The sequence below is a fragment of the Tissierella carlieri genome, assembly GCF_018917285.1.
GTDB classification, from domain to species: Bacteria; Bacillota; Clostridia; order Tissierellales; family Tissierellaceae; genus Tissierella; species Tissierella carlieri.
The window spans coordinates 96,944-115,512 of sequence record NZ_JAHLOH010000046.1; the positions used below are offsets into that span (position 1 = coordinate 96,944).

Annotated in this window: 16 protein-coding genes; 2 read left to right on the top strand and 14 right to left on the bottom strand. The window is 29.8% G+C overall.

Features of this window, described 5'->3' with window-relative positions; translation table 11 throughout:
- Positions 1-132: 132 nt before the first annotated feature.
- The 10 genes from dnaJ to gpr form a co-directional block, all read right to left on the bottom strand.
- On the bottom strand, positions 133-1,251 hold the full coding sequence (gene dnaJ, locus KQI38_RS16430; RefSeq protein WP_216561287.1) for a molecular chaperone DnaJ: 1,119 nt from the start codon (positions 1,249-1,251) through the stop codon (positions 133-135).
- 88 nt (positions 1,252-1,339) lie between these two features.
- The gene (dnaK, locus tag KQI38_RS16435) at positions 1,340-3,157 is read right to left on the bottom strand and encodes a molecular chaperone DnaK (protein ID WP_216561289.1); all 1,818 of its coding nucleotides are present in this window, start codon (positions 3,155-3,157) and stop codon (positions 1,340-1,342) included.
- Positions 3,158-3,180: 23 nt separating this feature from the next.
- Entirely contained in the window at positions 3,181-3,717 is a 537-nt protein-coding gene (gene grpE / locus KQI38_RS16440; RefSeq protein WP_216561291.1) for a nucleotide exchange factor GrpE, read from the bottom strand.
- 25 nt (positions 3,718-3,742) lie between these two features.
- Positions 3,743-4,795, bottom strand: a complete 1,053-nt coding sequence (hrcA, locus tag KQI38_RS16445; protein ID WP_216561293.1) for a heat-inducible transcriptional repressor HrcA — start codon at positions 4,793-4,795, stop codon at positions 3,743-3,745.
- 133 nt (positions 4,796-4,928) lie between these two features.
- Entirely contained in the window at positions 4,929-6,065 is a 1,137-nt protein-coding gene (gene hemW, locus KQI38_RS16450; protein ID WP_216561295.1) for a radical SAM family heme chaperone HemW, read from the bottom strand.
- Between the two features lie 207 nt (positions 6,066-6,272).
- The gene (gene lepA / locus KQI38_RS16455) at positions 6,273-8,084 is read right to left on the bottom strand and encodes a translation elongation factor 4 (RefSeq protein WP_216561297.1); all 1,812 of its coding nucleotides are present in this window, start codon (positions 8,082-8,084) and stop codon (positions 6,273-6,275) included.
- Positions 8,085-8,301: 217 nt separating this feature from the next.
- On the bottom strand, positions 8,302-8,562 hold the full coding sequence (locus tag KQI38_RS16460) for a hypothetical protein (protein ID WP_216561299.1): 261 nt from the start codon (positions 8,560-8,562) through the stop codon (positions 8,302-8,304).
- A 50-nt stretch (positions 8,563-8,612) separates the two neighbouring features.
- The gene (gene lepB, locus KQI38_RS16465) at positions 8,613-9,158 is read right to left on the bottom strand and encodes a signal peptidase I (RefSeq protein WP_216561301.1); all 546 of its coding nucleotides are present in this window, start codon (positions 9,156-9,158) and stop codon (positions 8,613-8,615) included.
- A 67-nt stretch (positions 9,159-9,225) separates the two neighbouring features.
- The gene (gene spoIIP, locus KQI38_RS16470) at positions 9,226-10,296 is read right to left on the bottom strand and encodes a stage II sporulation protein P (protein ID WP_216561303.1); all 1,071 of its coding nucleotides are present in this window, start codon (positions 10,294-10,296) and stop codon (positions 9,226-9,228) included.
- A gap of 73 nt (positions 10,297-10,369) precedes the next feature.
- Entirely contained in the window at positions 10,370-11,344 is a 975-nt protein-coding gene (gpr, locus tag KQI38_RS16475; protein ID WP_216561305.1) for a GPR endopeptidase, read from the bottom strand.
- A 132-nt stretch (positions 11,345-11,476) separates the two neighbouring features.
- Between gpr and rpsT the strand changes: the two genes are divergently transcribed.
- Complete coding sequence (gene rpsT / locus KQI38_RS16480) at positions 11,477-11,740, top strand: 30S ribosomal protein S20 (protein WP_216561307.1); 264 nt, start codon at positions 11,477-11,479, stop codon at positions 11,738-11,740.
- Positions 11,741-11,780: 40 nt separating this feature from the next.
- Here the strand turns inward: rpsT and holA are convergent, their stop codons facing one another.
- The gene (gene holA / locus KQI38_RS16485; RefSeq protein WP_094899445.1) at positions 11,781-12,812 is read right to left on the bottom strand and encodes a DNA polymerase III subunit delta; all 1,032 of its coding nucleotides are present in this window, start codon (positions 12,810-12,812) and stop codon (positions 11,781-11,783) included.
- Complete coding sequence (locus KQI38_RS16490) at positions 12,799-15,246, bottom strand: DNA internalization-related competence protein ComEC/Rec2 (RefSeq protein WP_216561309.1); 2,448 nt, start codon at positions 15,244-15,246, stop codon at positions 12,799-12,801. Before KQI38_RS16490 ends, holA begins: the two co-directional genes overlap by 14 nt.
- A 228-nt stretch (positions 15,247-15,474) precedes the next feature.
- On the opposite strand from KQI38_RS16490, the gene KQI38_RS16495 reads away from it, so the two are divergent.
- The gene (locus KQI38_RS16495) at positions 15,475-16,662 is read left to right on the top strand and encodes an alanyl-tRNA editing protein (protein ID WP_216561311.1); all 1,188 of its coding nucleotides are present in this window, start codon (positions 15,475-15,477) and stop codon (positions 16,660-16,662) included.
- Positions 16,663-16,698: 36 nt separating this feature from the next.
- On the opposite strand, the gene KQI38_RS16500 is transcribed toward KQI38_RS16495, so the two are convergent.
- Both KQI38_RS16500 and KQI38_RS16505 read right to left on the bottom strand, forming a co-directional pair.
- A complete protein-coding gene (locus tag KQI38_RS16500; protein WP_216561313.1) occupies positions 16,699-17,763 on the bottom strand; it encodes an ATP-binding protein in 1,065 nt (354 codons plus the stop codon).
- A gap of 385 nt (positions 17,764-18,148) precedes the next feature.
- Entirely contained in the window at positions 18,149-18,550 is a 402-nt protein-coding gene (locus tag KQI38_RS16505) for a GNAT family N-acetyltransferase (protein ID WP_246565896.1), read from the bottom strand.
- Between the last annotated feature and the right edge of the window lie 19 nt (positions 18,551-18,569).

Genomic DNA, 18,569 nt, shown 5'->3' on the forward strand with positions numbered 1-18,569 from the left:
CATAAGCGACTTGCACGAAATCAAAGATTCGGCAATCTGCTTAAAATTCATTGTCATAAAATTTCTAAATAAAAAATATAAAGGTAGAACTTTCCTATTAGTTATAAAGAACAATCACTCCTGGAGTGATTGTTAGTTGAAAGCATCCTTTACTTTATCAAAGAAACCTTTTTTATGCTCCTTGATATTTTCCCCTGTTTCATTGGCAAAATCCCTTAATAATTCTTTTTGTCTATCAGTTAGCTTAGTTGGAACCTTAACCTCTACAGTAAAGAAAAGGTCTCCTCTTCCATATCCTTTAAGATTTGGCACTCCCATGTTCTTGAGTCTAAATTCTGTTCCTGTCTGAGTTCCTTCTTGAATATTATGACTTGTTATACCTTCTAAAGTTGGTACCTGTATCTCTGCACCCAGTGCTGCCTCGGTGAAAGAAATAGGTACTGTTAAATAGATATCATTGCCTGAACGTTTAAATATTGGGTCTTCCGCCACATTTATATAAATATATAAATCTCCATTAGGTCCTCCTCTGTCTCCCGCTTCTCCCTCTTCTCTCATAGAGATTATAGAGCCAGTATCTACACCCGCTGGTATCTTCACTTTCATTTTCTTAGTTTTTATTTCTTTACCAGTGCCTCCGCAGGTATTACATTTATCTTTAATTATCTCACCAGTTCCATTACATGCATCGCAGGTAGATGTCCTAACAAATTGACCAAAAGGAGTTTGCTGGGCATATCTCACTTCTCCCCTACCTTTACAGGTTGAACAAGTTTCTTTTCCTGTACCTGATTTGGCTCCTGTTCCACCACAAGTTTCACAGTTTTCTGTTCTTCTAATTTGTATTTCTCTCTCTACTCCAAAAACAGCCTCTTTAAATTCTAGATTTAAGTTGTATCTTAGGTCTGCTCCCCTTACTGGGCCTGTTCTTCTTGAGCCTCTGCTAAATCCTCCTCCACCGAATATGTCAAATATATCTTCAAATATATCACCGAAACCTCCAAAGCCTTCTCCAAAACCTCCTGCTTGTGGATCTACCCCTGCATGCCCAAATCTATCATATCTAGATCTTTTCTCTGGGTCACTTAATATTTCATAGGCTGCATTAGCTTCTTTAAATTTTGCTTCTGCCTCTTTATTATCTGGGTTCAAATCAGGATGATATTTCTTTGCTAAAGATCTATATGCTTTCTTTATTTCATCTTCTGATGCATCTTTATTTAAACCTAAGATTTCATAGTAATCCCTCATCTTTTCACCAACCTTTAATTTGCTTATACAATTATATCAAATTTATGAGCTAAATCAAATGATTTAGCTCATATCTTTCATCGGTTATTTATTCTTCATCTACCACTTCATAATCCGCATCTACTACATCATCCTTAGGTCCTGCGCCTTCTTCTGGATTACCTTGTGCTCCAGCTTGCTCATACATTTTTTGAGATATGGAGTAGAAAGCTTCTGTCAATTCTTCAGTTTTTTGCTTAATTTCATCATAATTATCACCTTCTAATGATTTTTTAAGCTCTTCCAACTTAGATTCAACCTTTGACTTTTCATCTGCAGAAATCTTTCCTTCTAATTCTTTTAGAGTTTTTTCAGTTTGATAAACTAAATTATCTCCATTATTTCTTATTTCAATTGCTTCTTTCTTCTTCTTATCTTCTTCTGCAAATCTTTCTGACTCTTTTACTTTTCTTTCTATTTCCTCATCTGAAAGTTTAGTTGATGCTGTAATAGTTATTCTTTGTTCTTTTCCTGTTCCCAAATCCTTAGCACTTACATTTACAATACCATTAGCATCTATATCAAAAGTTACTTCTATTTGCGGAATACCTCTTTGTGCTGGTGGTATCCCTGTTAGTTGGAATCTACCTAAAGTAGTATTATCGTTTGCCATTTGACGCTCACCTTGCAGAACATGAATATCTACTGATGTTTGATTGTCTGCTGCAGTTGAGAATACTTGACTCTTCTTAGTTGGTATTGTAGTATTTCTTTCAATTAATCTAGTAGTTACTCCACCCAGAGTTTCAATACCAAGGGATAAAGGCGTAACATCTAATAATAATATATCTTTAACTTCACCTGCAAGTACTCCACCTTGAATAGCTGCACCTAATGCAACACATTCATCTGGATTAATATCTTTTTGCGGATCTTTGCCAATTAATTTTTTAACTGCTTCTTGCACAGCTGGTATTCTTGTTGAGCCTCCAACTAAAAGTACTTTTTCTATATCAGATGCTTGTAGTCCAGCATCCTTTAGGGCTTCTCTAACCGGTTCTAATGTATTATCCACTAAGGATGAAGTTAATTCATTGAATTTAGCTCTTGTGATATCCATATTTAAGTGTAATGGTCCTGCCTGAGTCGCAGTGATAAATGGTAAATTTACATTTGTTGACATGGTGGAAGATAATTCCTTCTTTGCCTTTTCTGCCGCCTCTTTTAATCTTTGTAATGACATCTTATCTTGTTTTAAATCAATGCCATTTTCTTTCTTAAACTGTTCTGCTATATAATTTACCAAAGCTTCGTCAAAGTCATCTCCACCTAGGTGGTTGTTTCCACGAGTAGCTAATACCTCAAATACTCCATCTCCAAGCTCTAGTATGGATACGTCAAAAGTACCACCCCCAAGGTCAAATACCATTATCTTATGTTGACCATGTTCCTTATCCATTCCATAAGCTAATGCAGCTGCTGTTGGCTCATTAATGATTCTCTTTACTTCTAATCCAGCAATTTTCCCTGCATCCTTTGTTGCCTGTCTTTGGCTATCTGTAAAATATGCTGGTACTGTGATTACTGCCTCAGAAACTGTCTCCCCTAAGTAGTTTTCAACATCCATTTTAATTTTTTGTAAAATCATAGCTGATATCTCTTCTGGTGAATAATTTTTACTATCTATATTTACTTTATGGTCAGAACCCATTTTTCTCTTAATCGATGCTATAGTTCTATCTGGATTTGTAATAGCTTGTCTTTTTGCAGTCTCCCCAACAAGTCTTTCTCCATCTTTTGTAAATGCTACTATAGATGGTGTTGTTCTATTTCCCTCTAAATTAGGTATAATAATAGGCTCTCCACCTTCCATAACAGCGACACATGAATTTGTAGTACCTAAGTCAATCCCAATTATTTTTCCCATAAAAACTCCTCCTTAAATAAATGTTATTTTGCTACTTTAACCATAGATGGTCTTATAACTCTATCTTTTAGTATATATCCATTTTGTAGAACTTCTGTTATCTTACCTTCCTCATAATCATCAGACTCTTCCATGAATACTGCATGATGGAAATTTGGATCGAAACTTTCTCCTAGAGATTTAATCTGTTCAACTCCATTCTCATTAAGAACCTTCATTAATTGCTGATATATCATTTCTATCCCTTTATAGAAATTATTTTCCTTATCATTTTCTGATTCCATGGCTCTTTGGAAATTATCTATTATAGGCAATAGATTACATACGAAGGATTCTAAAGCATAAGATATAGTACTCTCCTTCTCTTTTTCAGCTCTTTTCCTAAAGTTAATAAAATCGGCCTGAAGTCTTAATAACTTATTATTTAATTCCTCTAGTTCTTTATCCTTTGATTCTAAAGCTTCTTCTAAGTCTTTACTAGTTTCTTCAATTTCCTCCTTACAGATATCCTCTTCTATTACCTCTGAGTTTTCTTTTTTATCTTGATCCTTGTTCTTCATTACATCACCTCTTATAATGTTATGATTATTTTGATATATGTTTACTCATCAACATATTTATAATCTCTGTAATATTTACAGAAAATAAATGCAAAGTATTTACTAGCTTTAAATAATCCATCCTCGTAGGACCAATTATTCCAATTTTACCTATAGTTCTTTCTCCTAACCTGTAGGTAGTTGTAATCAAGCTACAGTCCTTTATAGGATCATAAATGTTTTCATTACCAATTGTTATTTCAATATCTTGAGATAGAGAATCATTCAGTAAAAGATTTAGTACCAAATCTTTATCTTCTATAAAAGATATAAAAGATTTAGCTTTCTCTAAGTCTCTGTACTCTGGGAAATTGAGTATTTTGGTTATCCCATCAGCATATAAATCAACATTATCTATATCTTCCATAGATTGATTTATAATAGGTATAATCCCGTCTATGATAACCTTATAATCATATATCTCCTTAATAATTCCATTGGAAACTTCTTCATTTATTTCATCTACTGATAGTCCCTTTAATCTATCATTCAAAAAATTAGACATTATATTAATTTGTTCTTCAGGAATCTCTTTATTTAGCCTAAAAATTGAATTTTTAACTACTCCAGTATTAGTAACTAAAACCATCAATACTTGTTGATTATCAATTGGTATTAATTGAATATGTTTTATTTTTGAACCCATTAACTGTGGAGATATTGCAAGAGCCGTATAACTAGTTATTGCCGATAGGACTTTTGCTGAATTTTGAAGCAATTGTTCTATCTCTCTAGATTCACTAGCTAATATTTTTTTTATCTCATCTTTTTTTATTAAATCTAACTTAGGCTTTTTACTCTTTAAAATTTCATCTACATATAATCTATAAGCTTTATCTGATGGAATTCTTCCTGCAGAAGAATGTGGTTTATTTAAATATCCTAACTCTTCTAGATCTGACATCTCATTTCTTATAGTTGCTGAACTTACTCCTAAATCATATTGCTTAGTTATTGTTCTAGAACCTATAGGTTCTGCACTATTTATATAAGAGTTGATAATCGCATAAAGAACTTTAAGTTTTCTATCATCTAGCATATTTAATCACCTCAGTATTCTTTCACATACTAGATAGTTTTATTAGCACTCTATGTCATTGAGTGCTAATGCTCACGATTTAAAGTTACCACTATCTCTAAATTTTGTCAATAGTTTTTATCAAAATATTTTATTACATTAAAAAATCTATTTCAACTAAATTAGACAAGTCTAATCCTCGTTTTGTTAGTCGGATACAATTATCATCATTTAATATTAAACCATTTTTTATATGTTTATTTATTATATCTTTATATAATTCTTCTATTTCTATACTAAATCTGTTCTTAAATTGGGTCTTATCTATACCAGATATTTTTCTTAGACCTAGTATACAAAATTCTTCTATTTCTGTATTCTTATCTATTATTTCTTCATCTTCTATAGGAAGGATTTTCTTTTTCAAGTTTTCAATATAAATATTTATATCAGATGTGTTAGAAAATCTTTTTCCCTCCATATTTGAATGACTGCTTAACCCTATCCCAAGATAAGGTTTTACATCCCAATAGACTAAATTATGTTTGCATTCATAGCTTGGTAATGCATAGTTAGATATTTCGTAGTGGTCGTAGCCATGTTCAATCAAGTATTCCGTAGCCTTATGATACATTAATCTTTCCATATCTTCATCAGGTAATAAAATCTTTCCTTCGATATAGGATTTATAAAGTCTCGTTCCCTCTTCTAGTATAAGTCCATAGTATGAGATATGTTCTACTCCTAGTTCAATTACTTTCTTTAATGAGTCTATTACATTATCTATAGTTTGATTTGGCAATCCGAATATTAGGTCTACGTTGATATTGTTTATATTCTCTTCTCTTAGAATTTCATAGCTTCTATAAAAATCCTTGGCCTTATGAACTCTTCCTATGGATTCTAACAATTTATCATCTAATGTCTGCACTCCTATACTTACCCTATTTATTCCAGATTTTTTATATATTCGTACCTTTTCTCTATCTAATGTACCAGGATTAGCTTCTATTGTAACTTCAACTAATCCAGTAGTTCTAAAATTCTTATATATAAATTCTAGTATCCTATTGATATATTTTGGATTTATACATGATGGTGTTCCTCCACCTATAAATATAGTTTTTATATTATATTCACTTATTCTTTCTTTATATAAGCTTAATTCATGAATCAAGCTATCTATATAATCATCAATTTTGTGATTTATATTGACAAAAGATGAAAAATCACAATAATAACATTTACTTATGCAGAAAGGTATATGGATGTATAAGGATAATTCTTTCATTCTTCTCCTCCAATAATAATAAAATCTTCTATGGCAGCATATCAAGGAAACTTTTATTGGCTAATGCATAAGAAACTTGCACGAAATCAAATATTTCGTAATCTGCTTAAAACTCATTAAGGTCAAGTTCCTATATATAATTAAAAACCAAACTTTCATATTAGTTATAAAAATAGGAACGACAGAAGCGTCGTTCCCTACATCATTCTATTTTTCGTCATATTTTAACACTGTTAGGAAAGCTTCCTGCGGAACCTCAACTGAACCGATTTGTCTCATTCGCTTTTTACCTTCTTTTTGTTTTTCTAATAGTTTTTTCTTTCTTGATATATCTCCACCATAACATTTAGCAAGTACATCTTTTCTAAGAGCTCTTATGGTTTCTCTAGCTATTATCTTAGAACCTATAGCTGCCTGTATAGGCACTGCAAATTGATGTCTTGGGATTACATCAGTAAGTCTCTCCGCAATATTTCTTCCTCTCTCATATGCTTTTTCCTCATGAACTATTAGTGAAAATGCGTCTACTAATTCTCCATTGATAAGTATATCCATTTTTACAAGCTCTGACTGCTGATATCCTTTTAAATCGTAGTCTAAAGATGCATATCCTCTAGTCTTTGATTTAAGGGCATCAAAGAAATCATAAATAACCTCATTTAAAGGCAACTCATAATGTAATACAACTCTTTTTTCTTCTAAGTACTCCATATTTAAGAAAGTACCTCTCTTATTTTGACAAAGTTCCATAATTGCACCAACATAGTCTGTAGGTGTCATTATATTAGCTTTTACAATTGGTTCTTCCATATATTCTATCTCTGTAGTAGGTGGAAGGTTAGATGGATTTTGTATCTGAAGTACCTCTCCTGTAGTTTTTGTAACTTTATATATAACTGAAGGAGCTGTAGTTATTATATTTAAATCAAATTCTCTTTCTAATCTTTCTTGGATAATTTCCATGTGTAAAAGTCCTAAAAATCCACATCTAAATCCAAAGCCTAATGCAGCAGAAGATTCAGGTTCAAAGTCTAGGGCCGCATCATTTACTTGCAATTTCTCTAAGGCTTCTCTTACTGTATTAAAATCTTCTCCCTCTGCAGGATAAATACCGCAGTAAACCATAGGAATAACCTTTTTATATCCTGGCAGGACCTCTGTAGTTGGATTATCGTGATCTGTTATTGTGTCCCCTACTCTTGCATCCTTTACATTTTTAATACTAGCTGTGACAAAGCCTACATCTCCTGGTTCTAATTTATCTAAGGATATATGTTTTGAAGTGTTTACACCAACTTCTACTACCTCATAGAATTTTCCTGTGGACATCATCCTTATATTCATGCCAGGTTTTATTGTACCTTCATATACTCTTATATAGCAAACAACACCCTTATAGCTATCATAATATGAATCAAATATCAATGCCTTTAAAGGCGCATTTGGATCTCCTTTCGGTGCAGGTACATTTTTCACTATACTTTCTAATACATCTTCAATGTTTAAACCTTCTTTTGCTGATATAAGTGGTGCCTCTTCACAATCTATTCCAATAATGTCTTCTACTTCCTTTTTTACTTCATCCGGTCTTGCACTTGGCAAATCTATTTTATTTATTACAGGTACTATTTCCAAATCTTGATCTAGTGCTAGATAGACATTAGCTAATGTTTGTGCTTCTATCCCTTGAGTAGCATCTATTACCAGAATTGCTCCTTCACAAGCCGCCAAGGACCTTGAGACTTCATAGGTAAAGTCCACATGTCCAGGGGTATCTATAAGATTTAATATATATTCTTCTCCATCTTTAGCATTGTAAATTAATCTTACGGCCTTTAGTTTTATTGTTATACCTCTTTCTCGTTCTAAATCCATATTGTCTAGAACTTGATTTTGCATCTCTCTTGAAGTTAACATTCCTGTTCTTTCTATTAATCTATCTGCCAAAGTAGATTTTCCATGGTCGATATGGGCAATAATTGAGAAATTTCTAATATTTTTTTGTTTATTTCTTTGCATATTTTTCCTCCTCATGAAGTTTCAAGATAACTCTAGACAATTATAGCAGAAAATTCATACTATGTAAAACTAAAAGACCAGAAACTGGTCTTTTAATAATTTTTTATAACGAATAGGAAAGTTCTACTTTAATTTATTTTAAATAATGAATTTTCCGTGATTGCCTAAATCTTTGACTTTGTGCAAGTCGCTTATGCAGTGACCAAAAAAGGCTTCCTTATAATGCTTCTTTAAAAACCTTTTTTATAAGAGATAAGTCAATTATATAAGATTTGCCGAAAAGATCTAATTTCTTTGTATTAATATCAAATCTCAAAATATTTGGATTGTCCAAACAATCTAATTCTACAATATTTTGATTTACAATTTCTAATCCTAATATCAAAAGTAAAAATAAAATTAAAATATAAAATTTTTTTACTCTATTTATTCGTCTTTGTTTCTTTAATCTCTTATTTCTCTCTAATCTAGTTTCCATACCATCACCCAGATTAGATTATCCAATTTTTGTATATATTATACTAAATCTTATTGAATTTTTCCAAATCTATTATCTATAGGAAAATATCTAAATCCAGTAATTCCCTTAATAGTTTTAGCTGATATACATCCAAAATAACGGCTATCTTTAGATGCACCTTCTTCCCTATTATCTCCTAGTACGAATACATGTCCCTTTGGAACTTCCCAAATACTCTCATCATAAACATGAGTGTATGAATCGTTGATTAAATATTCCTCTTCTAGTATAGAACCATTAACATATACCTTTCCATCTTTAATCTCTACTACGTCTCCTTCTATACCTATTACTCTTTTTATATAATCCTTATCTGGAGCATCTGGGGCCTTAAGAACTATCACGTCACCTCTTGATGGTCCACCAAAATATAAGGAAATCTTATTAGCGAAAAGTCTATCTTTCTCATGCAAAGTAGGGTACATAGAGTTCCCCAATACATAAGTAGTATTAAAAACAAAGGTTTTAATTAAGATTGCAATAACTACGGCTGTTGCAATACTTTTTATCCATTCCATAGTTTCGTTTTTTACATCTTTATTTTTTTCTTCCATAAGTATTACCTCCTAATACTATTTCAAGTAATTTACATTATATCAGATTTGCAGAATTTAGAAAAGACTATTCTTCCAATATGCTATTTAGTACTAAAGTCAGCACTTCTCCTACTAATTTTGCCCCTTCATTTGCTTCCTCCAATGTATTAATATGATACCCTACCTCTATTAAAGCCGAATAGTCTGATAAATGTTGATTATATTTCCCTGCTGGTTTTATTGTTATTCCTTTACATAATCCGGGATATAGTGCATCAGAAACAGCCTTAACATACTTAGCAAAGCTAAGGACTTGTTCCTTATTAGGTGAATCTGGACCTACTACTAAAGAAAAAGTAGCAACGGATTTTCCTCCTATATCTATTTTAGATTTTGCTTTTATACTTTCTATATTTGGATTAGTGTCTAGTACAGCATCTCTATGTATGTCTAACAAAATTTTTAGGTTATCAGATCCCTCTTTTTTATTCTTGATTGTATTTAAACTTCGTGAATAAGACTGATTATATGATGGTAGATCATGAGAAGTCTCAACATGATCCACTTTATGTCCATTGGCTTCTAGAACAGTTGACATAATGCTGCCTATACCTATCATATTATATTTTTTATCAGAACTACGATAATTAGTATCTTTTGAAATCAGATAGGATTCCGTTGCATGTGTATGATAAATTAATACATATGGTTTTTCTCTATCAATTTTAACTTTCTTTAACATCAAAGGCTCTGGAACATTTTCTATTGTATTTATACCATCAGAATCCTTAACAATTATTAAAGATTCATACTCATCTAGATTTTCTATTATTATATCATTTTGAGTATCATATTCTTCATCTAATTCATCACCATCTTTATGTTCTGTATTTATAGATCCTACTTCAACTACATCTGTATTATCTAATACCTTAGCTACTGGAAATAAGGAATTGATAGCTTTTTTAATGGTTTCATCTATATTTAATGCTTCTTTTATTTTATCAAAGGATATATTAACTATCTTAGACTCATTTCCATCTAGATCATAAGGCTGCTTTGATGAATATAATCCAATAGCTATAGCGCCAATATTTAAAGTTATTAGACACATCAATGCCAAAATAATATAATCAGACTTTTTGGTTTTTCTCATGTTAAACACTCCCCAATATACTTTCAATACAAAAATTATATTCTTATCGGGGCTCGAATATACTAAAATTTAATTATCTTATATATCGATTTACGTCTTTTAAATCTATTCCAGGATGTAATGCCATGTTTAAGCCATTAGCTACTATTATAGACAAATCATCAATTAATATATCTATGTCTGTCGGTGTAACCACAACATTTTTCATGTAAGGATTTAAAACCTCTTGAATTAAAGAATATTTCTCTTCTGATGATATTTGAGATAATAGATTATAAAATTCTGACCCTACATTGGCTTCATTTTTCAATGAATCTATGATTAAATCCAGTGTATCGTTCACAATAGTAGCTGCATCAACAACAGTAGGTATTCCTATTGCAATTACTGGAACTCCTATGGTGCTTTCATTAAATTCCATTCTATTGTTTCCCACACCTGCTCCAGGATTTATACCTGTATCAGATATTTGTATTGTAGTGGATACTCTGTCCATCTTTCTTGAAGCTAATGCATCTACAGCTATTACTAAGTCTGGTTTCACTTTTTCTACTACACCTTTTATTATTTCTCCTGTCTCTATACCTGTTATTCCCATTACTCCTGGAGATAAAGCTGCTACATTTGCAACAGTCTCATCAATTTCTTTATTATAATTAATAAAAAATTGTCTGGTAACTAAAACTCGTTCTACAACTTTTGGTCCTAATGCATCAGGTGTAATATTCCAATTCCCTAGTCCTACAATTAAAATTTTACTATTTTCTTTATTCTTCCCTAGACCTTTTATTTCTTTGGCCACTACTTGAGAAATTTCATCTTTTAGATCTTCATCTGATTTATTTAACTTAGGTACATCAATAGTTATATAGGTCCCAATGGGCTTGTGTATATTTTCACTCCCCTCCTTGTTTAATACTTTTATTCTTGTAACTATATAGGATTCTTTCTCTTCTTTTTCTATATCAACCCCCTTAGAATCCTCATTGCTTGCTTGTTTATATAATTCTCTATTTTCTACGGCTAAATCAGTACGAATTTGATACAATTAAATTCTCCTCCTAAAATAATAAATTTTTCTTTCATTTTATAATTTTATCCATTATAATGTTAAATATCCTTGCATTTTATGGTTCTTCGTGATAAAATGTTTTTTGTTAGATTAGAGGAGGTGAAACTATTGGCAAATATTAAATCTGCTGAAAAAAGAATTCTTATTACAGAAAAAAGAACAGCTATAAATAAAGCTAGAAAATCTGAAATTAAAACATATATTAAGAAATTTGATAAAGCTATCGATAACGGAAATTTTGATGAAGCAAAGACATTACTTAGGACTATTGATAAGAAATTAAAAAGAGCTGCTCATAAAAATGTTATTCATATGAACAGCGCATCTAGAAAAGTTAGCCGCTTAACGAAGAAATTAAATAGTGCAATGTAATATAAAAAAGTAGATAAAACTTCGGGAGGCCGAAGTTTTTTTATATTGAGTAAACTAAATTAATAATCAACATTTCAAGGGCTAGCTTTTCATCATGGGAACTAGTCTTTTGTTTTATATCTAATTCTAAGATGTAATTTAATGATACTTTGAGTTGCTCTTCAGTAAAATTATAAGATTCTTTGGATATCTTTTTAAATTCATAAGGTTTTATCTGTAATTTCTCTTGAGTTTCTCCTTCAGAATACCCCTTTTCTCTATATAGCTTATACCCTAGCATTAATCTTAATTGTCTAATAATCATAACAAGTATTCTCTGCACAGGTTCATTAGATATATGCATTTCATTAAATATTTTTAATGCTGAGTCACTATCTTTTTTGTTTATGCTAGCCAGTAAATTAAATATGTTAGTATCTAACGTTTTTGTTAAAACTATATCTATATCTTCTTTCATGATTTCTTTACTTGAGCTATAGTTAATTACCTTTAACAACTCGTTTTCCAAATCATAAAGGGTTTTAGTACTATTATAATCACTATAAGCAGACTCTCCAATAAAGTAATTTAGATTTACATTTGATATGTTTTTATTATACTTCCTTAATTTATTTTCTAGCCATATATTTAAATCCTTGCCTTTTAATTTGGAGAACTCCACTACCCCACCTAACTTATTAATGGTTTTGTATAGTTTACTTGTTTTCTTTAGATTATTTGATCTATCCATTATAATCAAGCAAAGATAATTATCTAATTTTTCTATATATGAACTCATTATCCCATCTATGTCATTTGTTTCATTCTCCATAACTTCGCTAATATCTCTCACAATGACTATCTTTTTTGATGACATAAATGGAAGAGTTTCACATGCATTTAATATATTATCAAATTTTATTTCCTTCCCATCTATTACCACATAATTTAATGCCTCAAAGGAAGAATCGATAAATTTATTCTTTAAGTTTTCTATTGCCTCATTCATAAGATATTCCTCAACCCCAGTAAAGAAATATACTGGAAATAGATTATCTTTTTTTATACTATTAATAAGTTCACTGTAATTCATTAATTGTCAACTCCGTTTCAAAATATAAATAGTTCTTTATTAAAATATAGGATAGTAAATAATATATTGCATAAAAAGAAAGAATTAATAAGTTTTCATTTAATATATTTATTAAGTCTGAATCATTCTGTATGAAAGGAATTATATCTATATCTTCTTTATCTAATTTTACTTTAATCATTCCCATGGTATCTGTCCTATATAACTTAGTACCTAATTCCTCATATCTATCTATTATTTCTTTCCTAGGATGTCCATAGAAGTTATTTCTTCCTACAGAAATAATACCTACGGACGGCTTTATTTTGCTTAGCAATTCCTCTGTAGAGGAGGTGTTACTTCCATGATGGGGTACTTTTATTATATCTATTTGTCTTTCAAACTTATCTATCAATCCCAGCTCTACTTCTTTTTCCATATCTCCCGTAAAGAGTATCTTTCTATCATAATAGGAAAGTAAAAATACTAAAGAAAGATTATTTCCCTCAAATCCTCTTTTTATCAGTTCTTCATTAGGACTTAAAACCTTTATAGATGTATTATTATCTAGCCACATTAAATCATTTTCTTTTAATATAATTAATGGTATAGTTTTATTCTTAATTTCATTATAAATTTTGGATGTATTATCCTCATAGGATATTAAAATATTGTTAATCTCTATATTCTCTATTAAAAGAGGTAATGATTTACAATGATCATCATCAAAATGAGTTATAAAGACTCCTTTAAGTCTATTTATCCCCATTTTCTCTAGATATGGAAGTGTAATATTTTTTCCGACATCAAAAGAGTCCATTATATTTCCACCAGTATCTACTAAATAACTCCCTTTTTTAGTACTTATAAGAATTGAATCTCCTTGCCCTACGTCTATAAATTGTATTTCAATGGATTTATCTATAAGTAATATTATAGAATTAAATAACAATAAGATAGATAAATAATATATAATGACTTTTTTAATGCTTAAACCAACTTTATCTATTTTTATAACCTCAAATATTACTAACATTAAAATGTAATACAATATAATATCTGCAATTCCTGGAGAATAAGATTTTATTATTCCAAAGGGAAACTTATATAAAATATTGACTAAATTAAATTGTATTGACAAAATCAAGTCTAGCAAATTACCTATCAATGGAATCAATATAGGTACTGAATAATAAAATCCTATCATAATTGTTCCTATAATTAAAGATAATGATAATATAGGAGCTATAACTAGATTGGAAAATATACTTAAAATAGATAATCTATTGAAATAATATGTTTGTATGGGCAATAATCCTATCTGGACTCCTAGGAGCCCGCATAAGGTATATATTATTTTATTATTATATGGATAGAAAACCTTCTGTATTTTAGGAGTAAAATAAATTATTGAAAATGTTGCAATAAAAGAAAGCTGGAATCCAAGATTAAATATCCACATTGGATTTATGATTAACAGGATAAACATTGCAAGAAATAAAGCATTGATAGAATCATAAGGCTCTGCTAGGGTTTGAGCATAAAAAAATATACTAAACATTATATTTGCCCTAAGTAAAGAAGGCGGGAATCCTATAAGATAGCCATAAAGCCAAATAATAATTAGAGTTATAATTATATTTAATTTCCTATTTACACCTAAATGAGACAATATATAAATCAAAGCTCCTGCTATTATTCCTATATGTAGTCCTGATACAGCTAATATATGGGCTAGTCCTAAATTTCTATATTTTTCAACATTTTCCTCTTCTAGATAGGAATACTCTCCTAATACTATACTTTTCATCAAAGAGCTGTTCTCAGTATTTAAGTTATTATCAAATATAGCTCCAATGGTTTTTCTAAAATTAGCTTTTGTCCTATATATAAAAGATTTATTCATATTGTTAATTCCTATTATGGAATAATCTTTTATCGTCATAGTTGTATGTATTCTATTTGATAATAAATTAAGTCTATAATTAAAAAGCATTGGATTTGTATTTTCCAGAGGTTTTTTTAATTTACCTGTAAAATTTATCTCATCACCTAATTCAATATCTTTATCTCCTATTACCTTTAAAACCAACTTTTCATTTATTTTAGAATGAATTGATTTATCTTCTATCCCATTGATACGAACAATGTATTTCCCTTGCCCATCTTCTTTCCAAAGTATATCATCAACAGTACCCCTAAGGATAATATCTCTATCTACCCTCGAAGCAAGTATACTGCTATTTAAATTATAAGTTCCAAGACTAACTCCTAGTATGGCCATGATAAAAAATAATATGATAGAGTTTGAACTATTTCTCATAAGATTTACAAAATAGGTCCCCAGTCCTAAAACAATTAGCATAAAAATAGTAAATATACTAAAGTTAAAATAATAGGAAAGAATTATTCCTATAACTAACGGAATTGTTATAAATACAAAAGGTCTATCCATAGGACCCTCCAATTTATTTTTTTCTATGCATTCTATTTAAACTCCAAATCATAAGTATTAATCCTAAAAGAACTAACATACTACCATCAGGCATAATATCACCTCAAACCTTATTTCCCTCATTATAACATAATAATTTAATATTTTATTATTGTTTTTATTTTTTTATGATAATATATTATATATAATATCGAAGGGAATGATGGCAAAATGACTCATAAACTTTATTTGGATAATCCTTATTTACGAGAAATTGATTCAAGGATAATTGATAAAATTTATAAAGATGGCAAGTATTATATAAAGCTTAATAGAACAATTTTTTATCCTCATCTATCTGGAGGACAGCCAGGAGACAAAGGAACTATAAATGGTGTTCAAGTATTAGAAGTGTACGAAGAAGACTCAAATATAATTCACGTAGTTAAAGAAAATATTCATAGTGATAAAGTAATATTAAATATAGATTGGGAAAATAGACTAGACAACATGCAACAACATACTGGGCAGCATCTTCTATCGGCTGCATTTTATAAATTATATAATGGTGAAACAGTTGGATTTCATATAGGACAAGATTATGTATACATTGATGTTACTCTACCAGAACTGTCGGAAGAAGAGGCAGAAAAAATTGAAGTATATGCTAATAGAATAATATCTTCAAATTTTGAAATTAAATCTTATTATATTGAAAAAAATGACATAAATAAAATCCCTGTTCGTAAACAACCTACTGTGAATTCTGATATTCGTATTGTAGAAATTGATAATATTGATTTTTCCCCTTGTGCAGGTACTCATTTGGGAAACACTGGAGAAATAGGCCTTATCAAGATACGAAAATGGGAAAAATATAAAGGCAATGTCAGAATTGAATTTGTTTGTGGAAGTAGAGCTCTATTTGATTATAGATGGAAAAATAAGATCATTAAAGATATTGGACTGCTGCTATCTTCAAAAGATACAGATGTCTTCGAGAAAGTACAAATATTATATAATCAAAAAGAAGAACTGGAAAAAAAGAATAAAGACTTACGGGGTGAACTTTTTAGGTATAAAGGAGATGAACTCCTAAGAAATTCTATTCATATAAATAATACTCCTTTTATTACCAAAGTATTTGATGATACAGACTTAAAAGAAATCAATGTAATAGCAAATCACTTAAATAATATATGTGATTCTGTTCAAGCTTATGGATCTAAATATGAAAATAAAGGTCAATTTTTAATTAGTGCATCAAAAGATTTAAATATAAATCTTAAAGATATTCTCAAAGAAATATCTGAAGAATTCGAGATAAAAGGTGGAGGCAGCTCTCAAACAGTTCAAGGTGGATGCTCATTAGAAGATTTGGATAAGTTACTAAACAAATTCCTCGAAAGGATTAAAAATTCTATATCCCTAAATTAATAAGATAGGGCAGACTCTTATATCTGCCCTATCTTGCTAATTTATATAGCTTAAAATTTCATCAAATATTTCTTCTCTAACTTTAGTCACCCCTGCAAAATCAACAGATGGTCTGTAACACTTTTCTAAGATGAAATGATTTTCTTTTGCTCCATTTAAACTTTTAACTCCTTTATCTACTAAAGAATTAAACATTTTATATTCTTCTATATTTATTTTGCTGTTATCAAAAAACTTATTTAAATCTATTTTAGTTTTTGCAAAATGTTCCCCATGTTTATTTGATGTTATTATTGTATCTAATTCTTTAATAAATACAGATTCAATCTTCTCTGGTATCAAAGAATTATGGTATATCTCTATTGCATAATTTCTTAATCTTCCCTCTTCTAATATTCTATTTAGTAAAGTGGATTTTCCTGTACCTATATCACCATTGATATAATGTATATCTGTAACCCATTCTAATATGGTATTTGTATAATCCACAAATCCATGAGGTGTATAGGCTGTAGAAAATAAATGTCTTTCTTTAAATCCATTTGAAACTATTTGACTTGCTTCCTTTGAAAAAATCTTTTCTATAAATCTCTTGCTTTCTTTGTTCACTTCTTCAATATCTAGCTTTAATCTATTATCTTCTGCTATTTCTTCAAGTATAATTTTTGCTGCTTTAAAATAGTTAAAAGCTTTCCTATATGCATATTTATTATTTGCTTTCGCTTCAATTATTTCTTTTTTATTATTTTCTAATATATTAGCATCTATAAATTGTGCTAGATCTATTATTTTATCTGTTAATCCTGGATAAGTTGGGTCCATGGTATGAGGCGCAGTTCCGTCTAACAAACATATTTTTAGCTTATCTATAACTATAGCATCTATAGACTTAGGATCAGATGGACAGTGATGATATTCAATATCATAGCCTTCACTTATCATTCTTTCTCCTAAATCTCTCATTAAAGAAGATTTGCCACCACCAGGCATTCCTTTAAATATATACAGTCTATTCCTATCTTTAGATATTATATTATCATGTAAGGAGTAGAATCCACTTGCTGTATTCCCTCCTGGAAATATCCTTCTAATTTTCGTCATAACAAAACCTCCCAATATAGTTTCTTCCTACTCATACAATATATTCAAAAAATGAAATTTTTGTGATAAACAGTATAGATGCATCTAAAACAAAAATAGGACCAATAAGATCCTATTCTATTATTATACCTTTCTCCAACTCAATTGACAAAACAGCCATAACTCTTGCTACTACATAAACTATATAATCCCTTCCATCTTCCGTAAATTCTATAATTCCTAAAGAATGTAATAAATTTCCCTAGCTATAAATAATAAGCTCTCTACCATTATTTATCACTCTTTACTTATATATAGTTCAATATTCAAATTAAAATTCCTTCTTTTTTCAAAAACTTTTAAATTAATAGATATTGCAAATAAAATTTGCTATAGACTATTTTTATTACCTCCAATTTTCTATCGTTGTATTTATACATTTAAATCCGTTATTCAAATATAACTGAACAGCTTCTTTATTCAAATCTGCAACAAATAAAGTAATTTCATCAGTTCCTGCTTCTTGAAGACGGTTAATAGCAAAAAATAAGAGTTTCTTTCCATATCCTTTATTTTGATATTTGGGGTTAACAAACAAATGATCTATTATGTTCTCATGTATTTCAACAGAACCTACCATTTCTTTATCTATAAACATAATAAAAACATTAGATTTCTTTTCATTCATTTCCTCCCGTGTATAAAATGCGTTTTGTAAACTTAAATGAAAATTGAGGACTCCAACCTCTGTATGGTACAATGTTTTTGCTAGAAAACAAATACCTCCCAGAAAGGATGAAGTCCTCATGCAAAAAATTGTATCAATA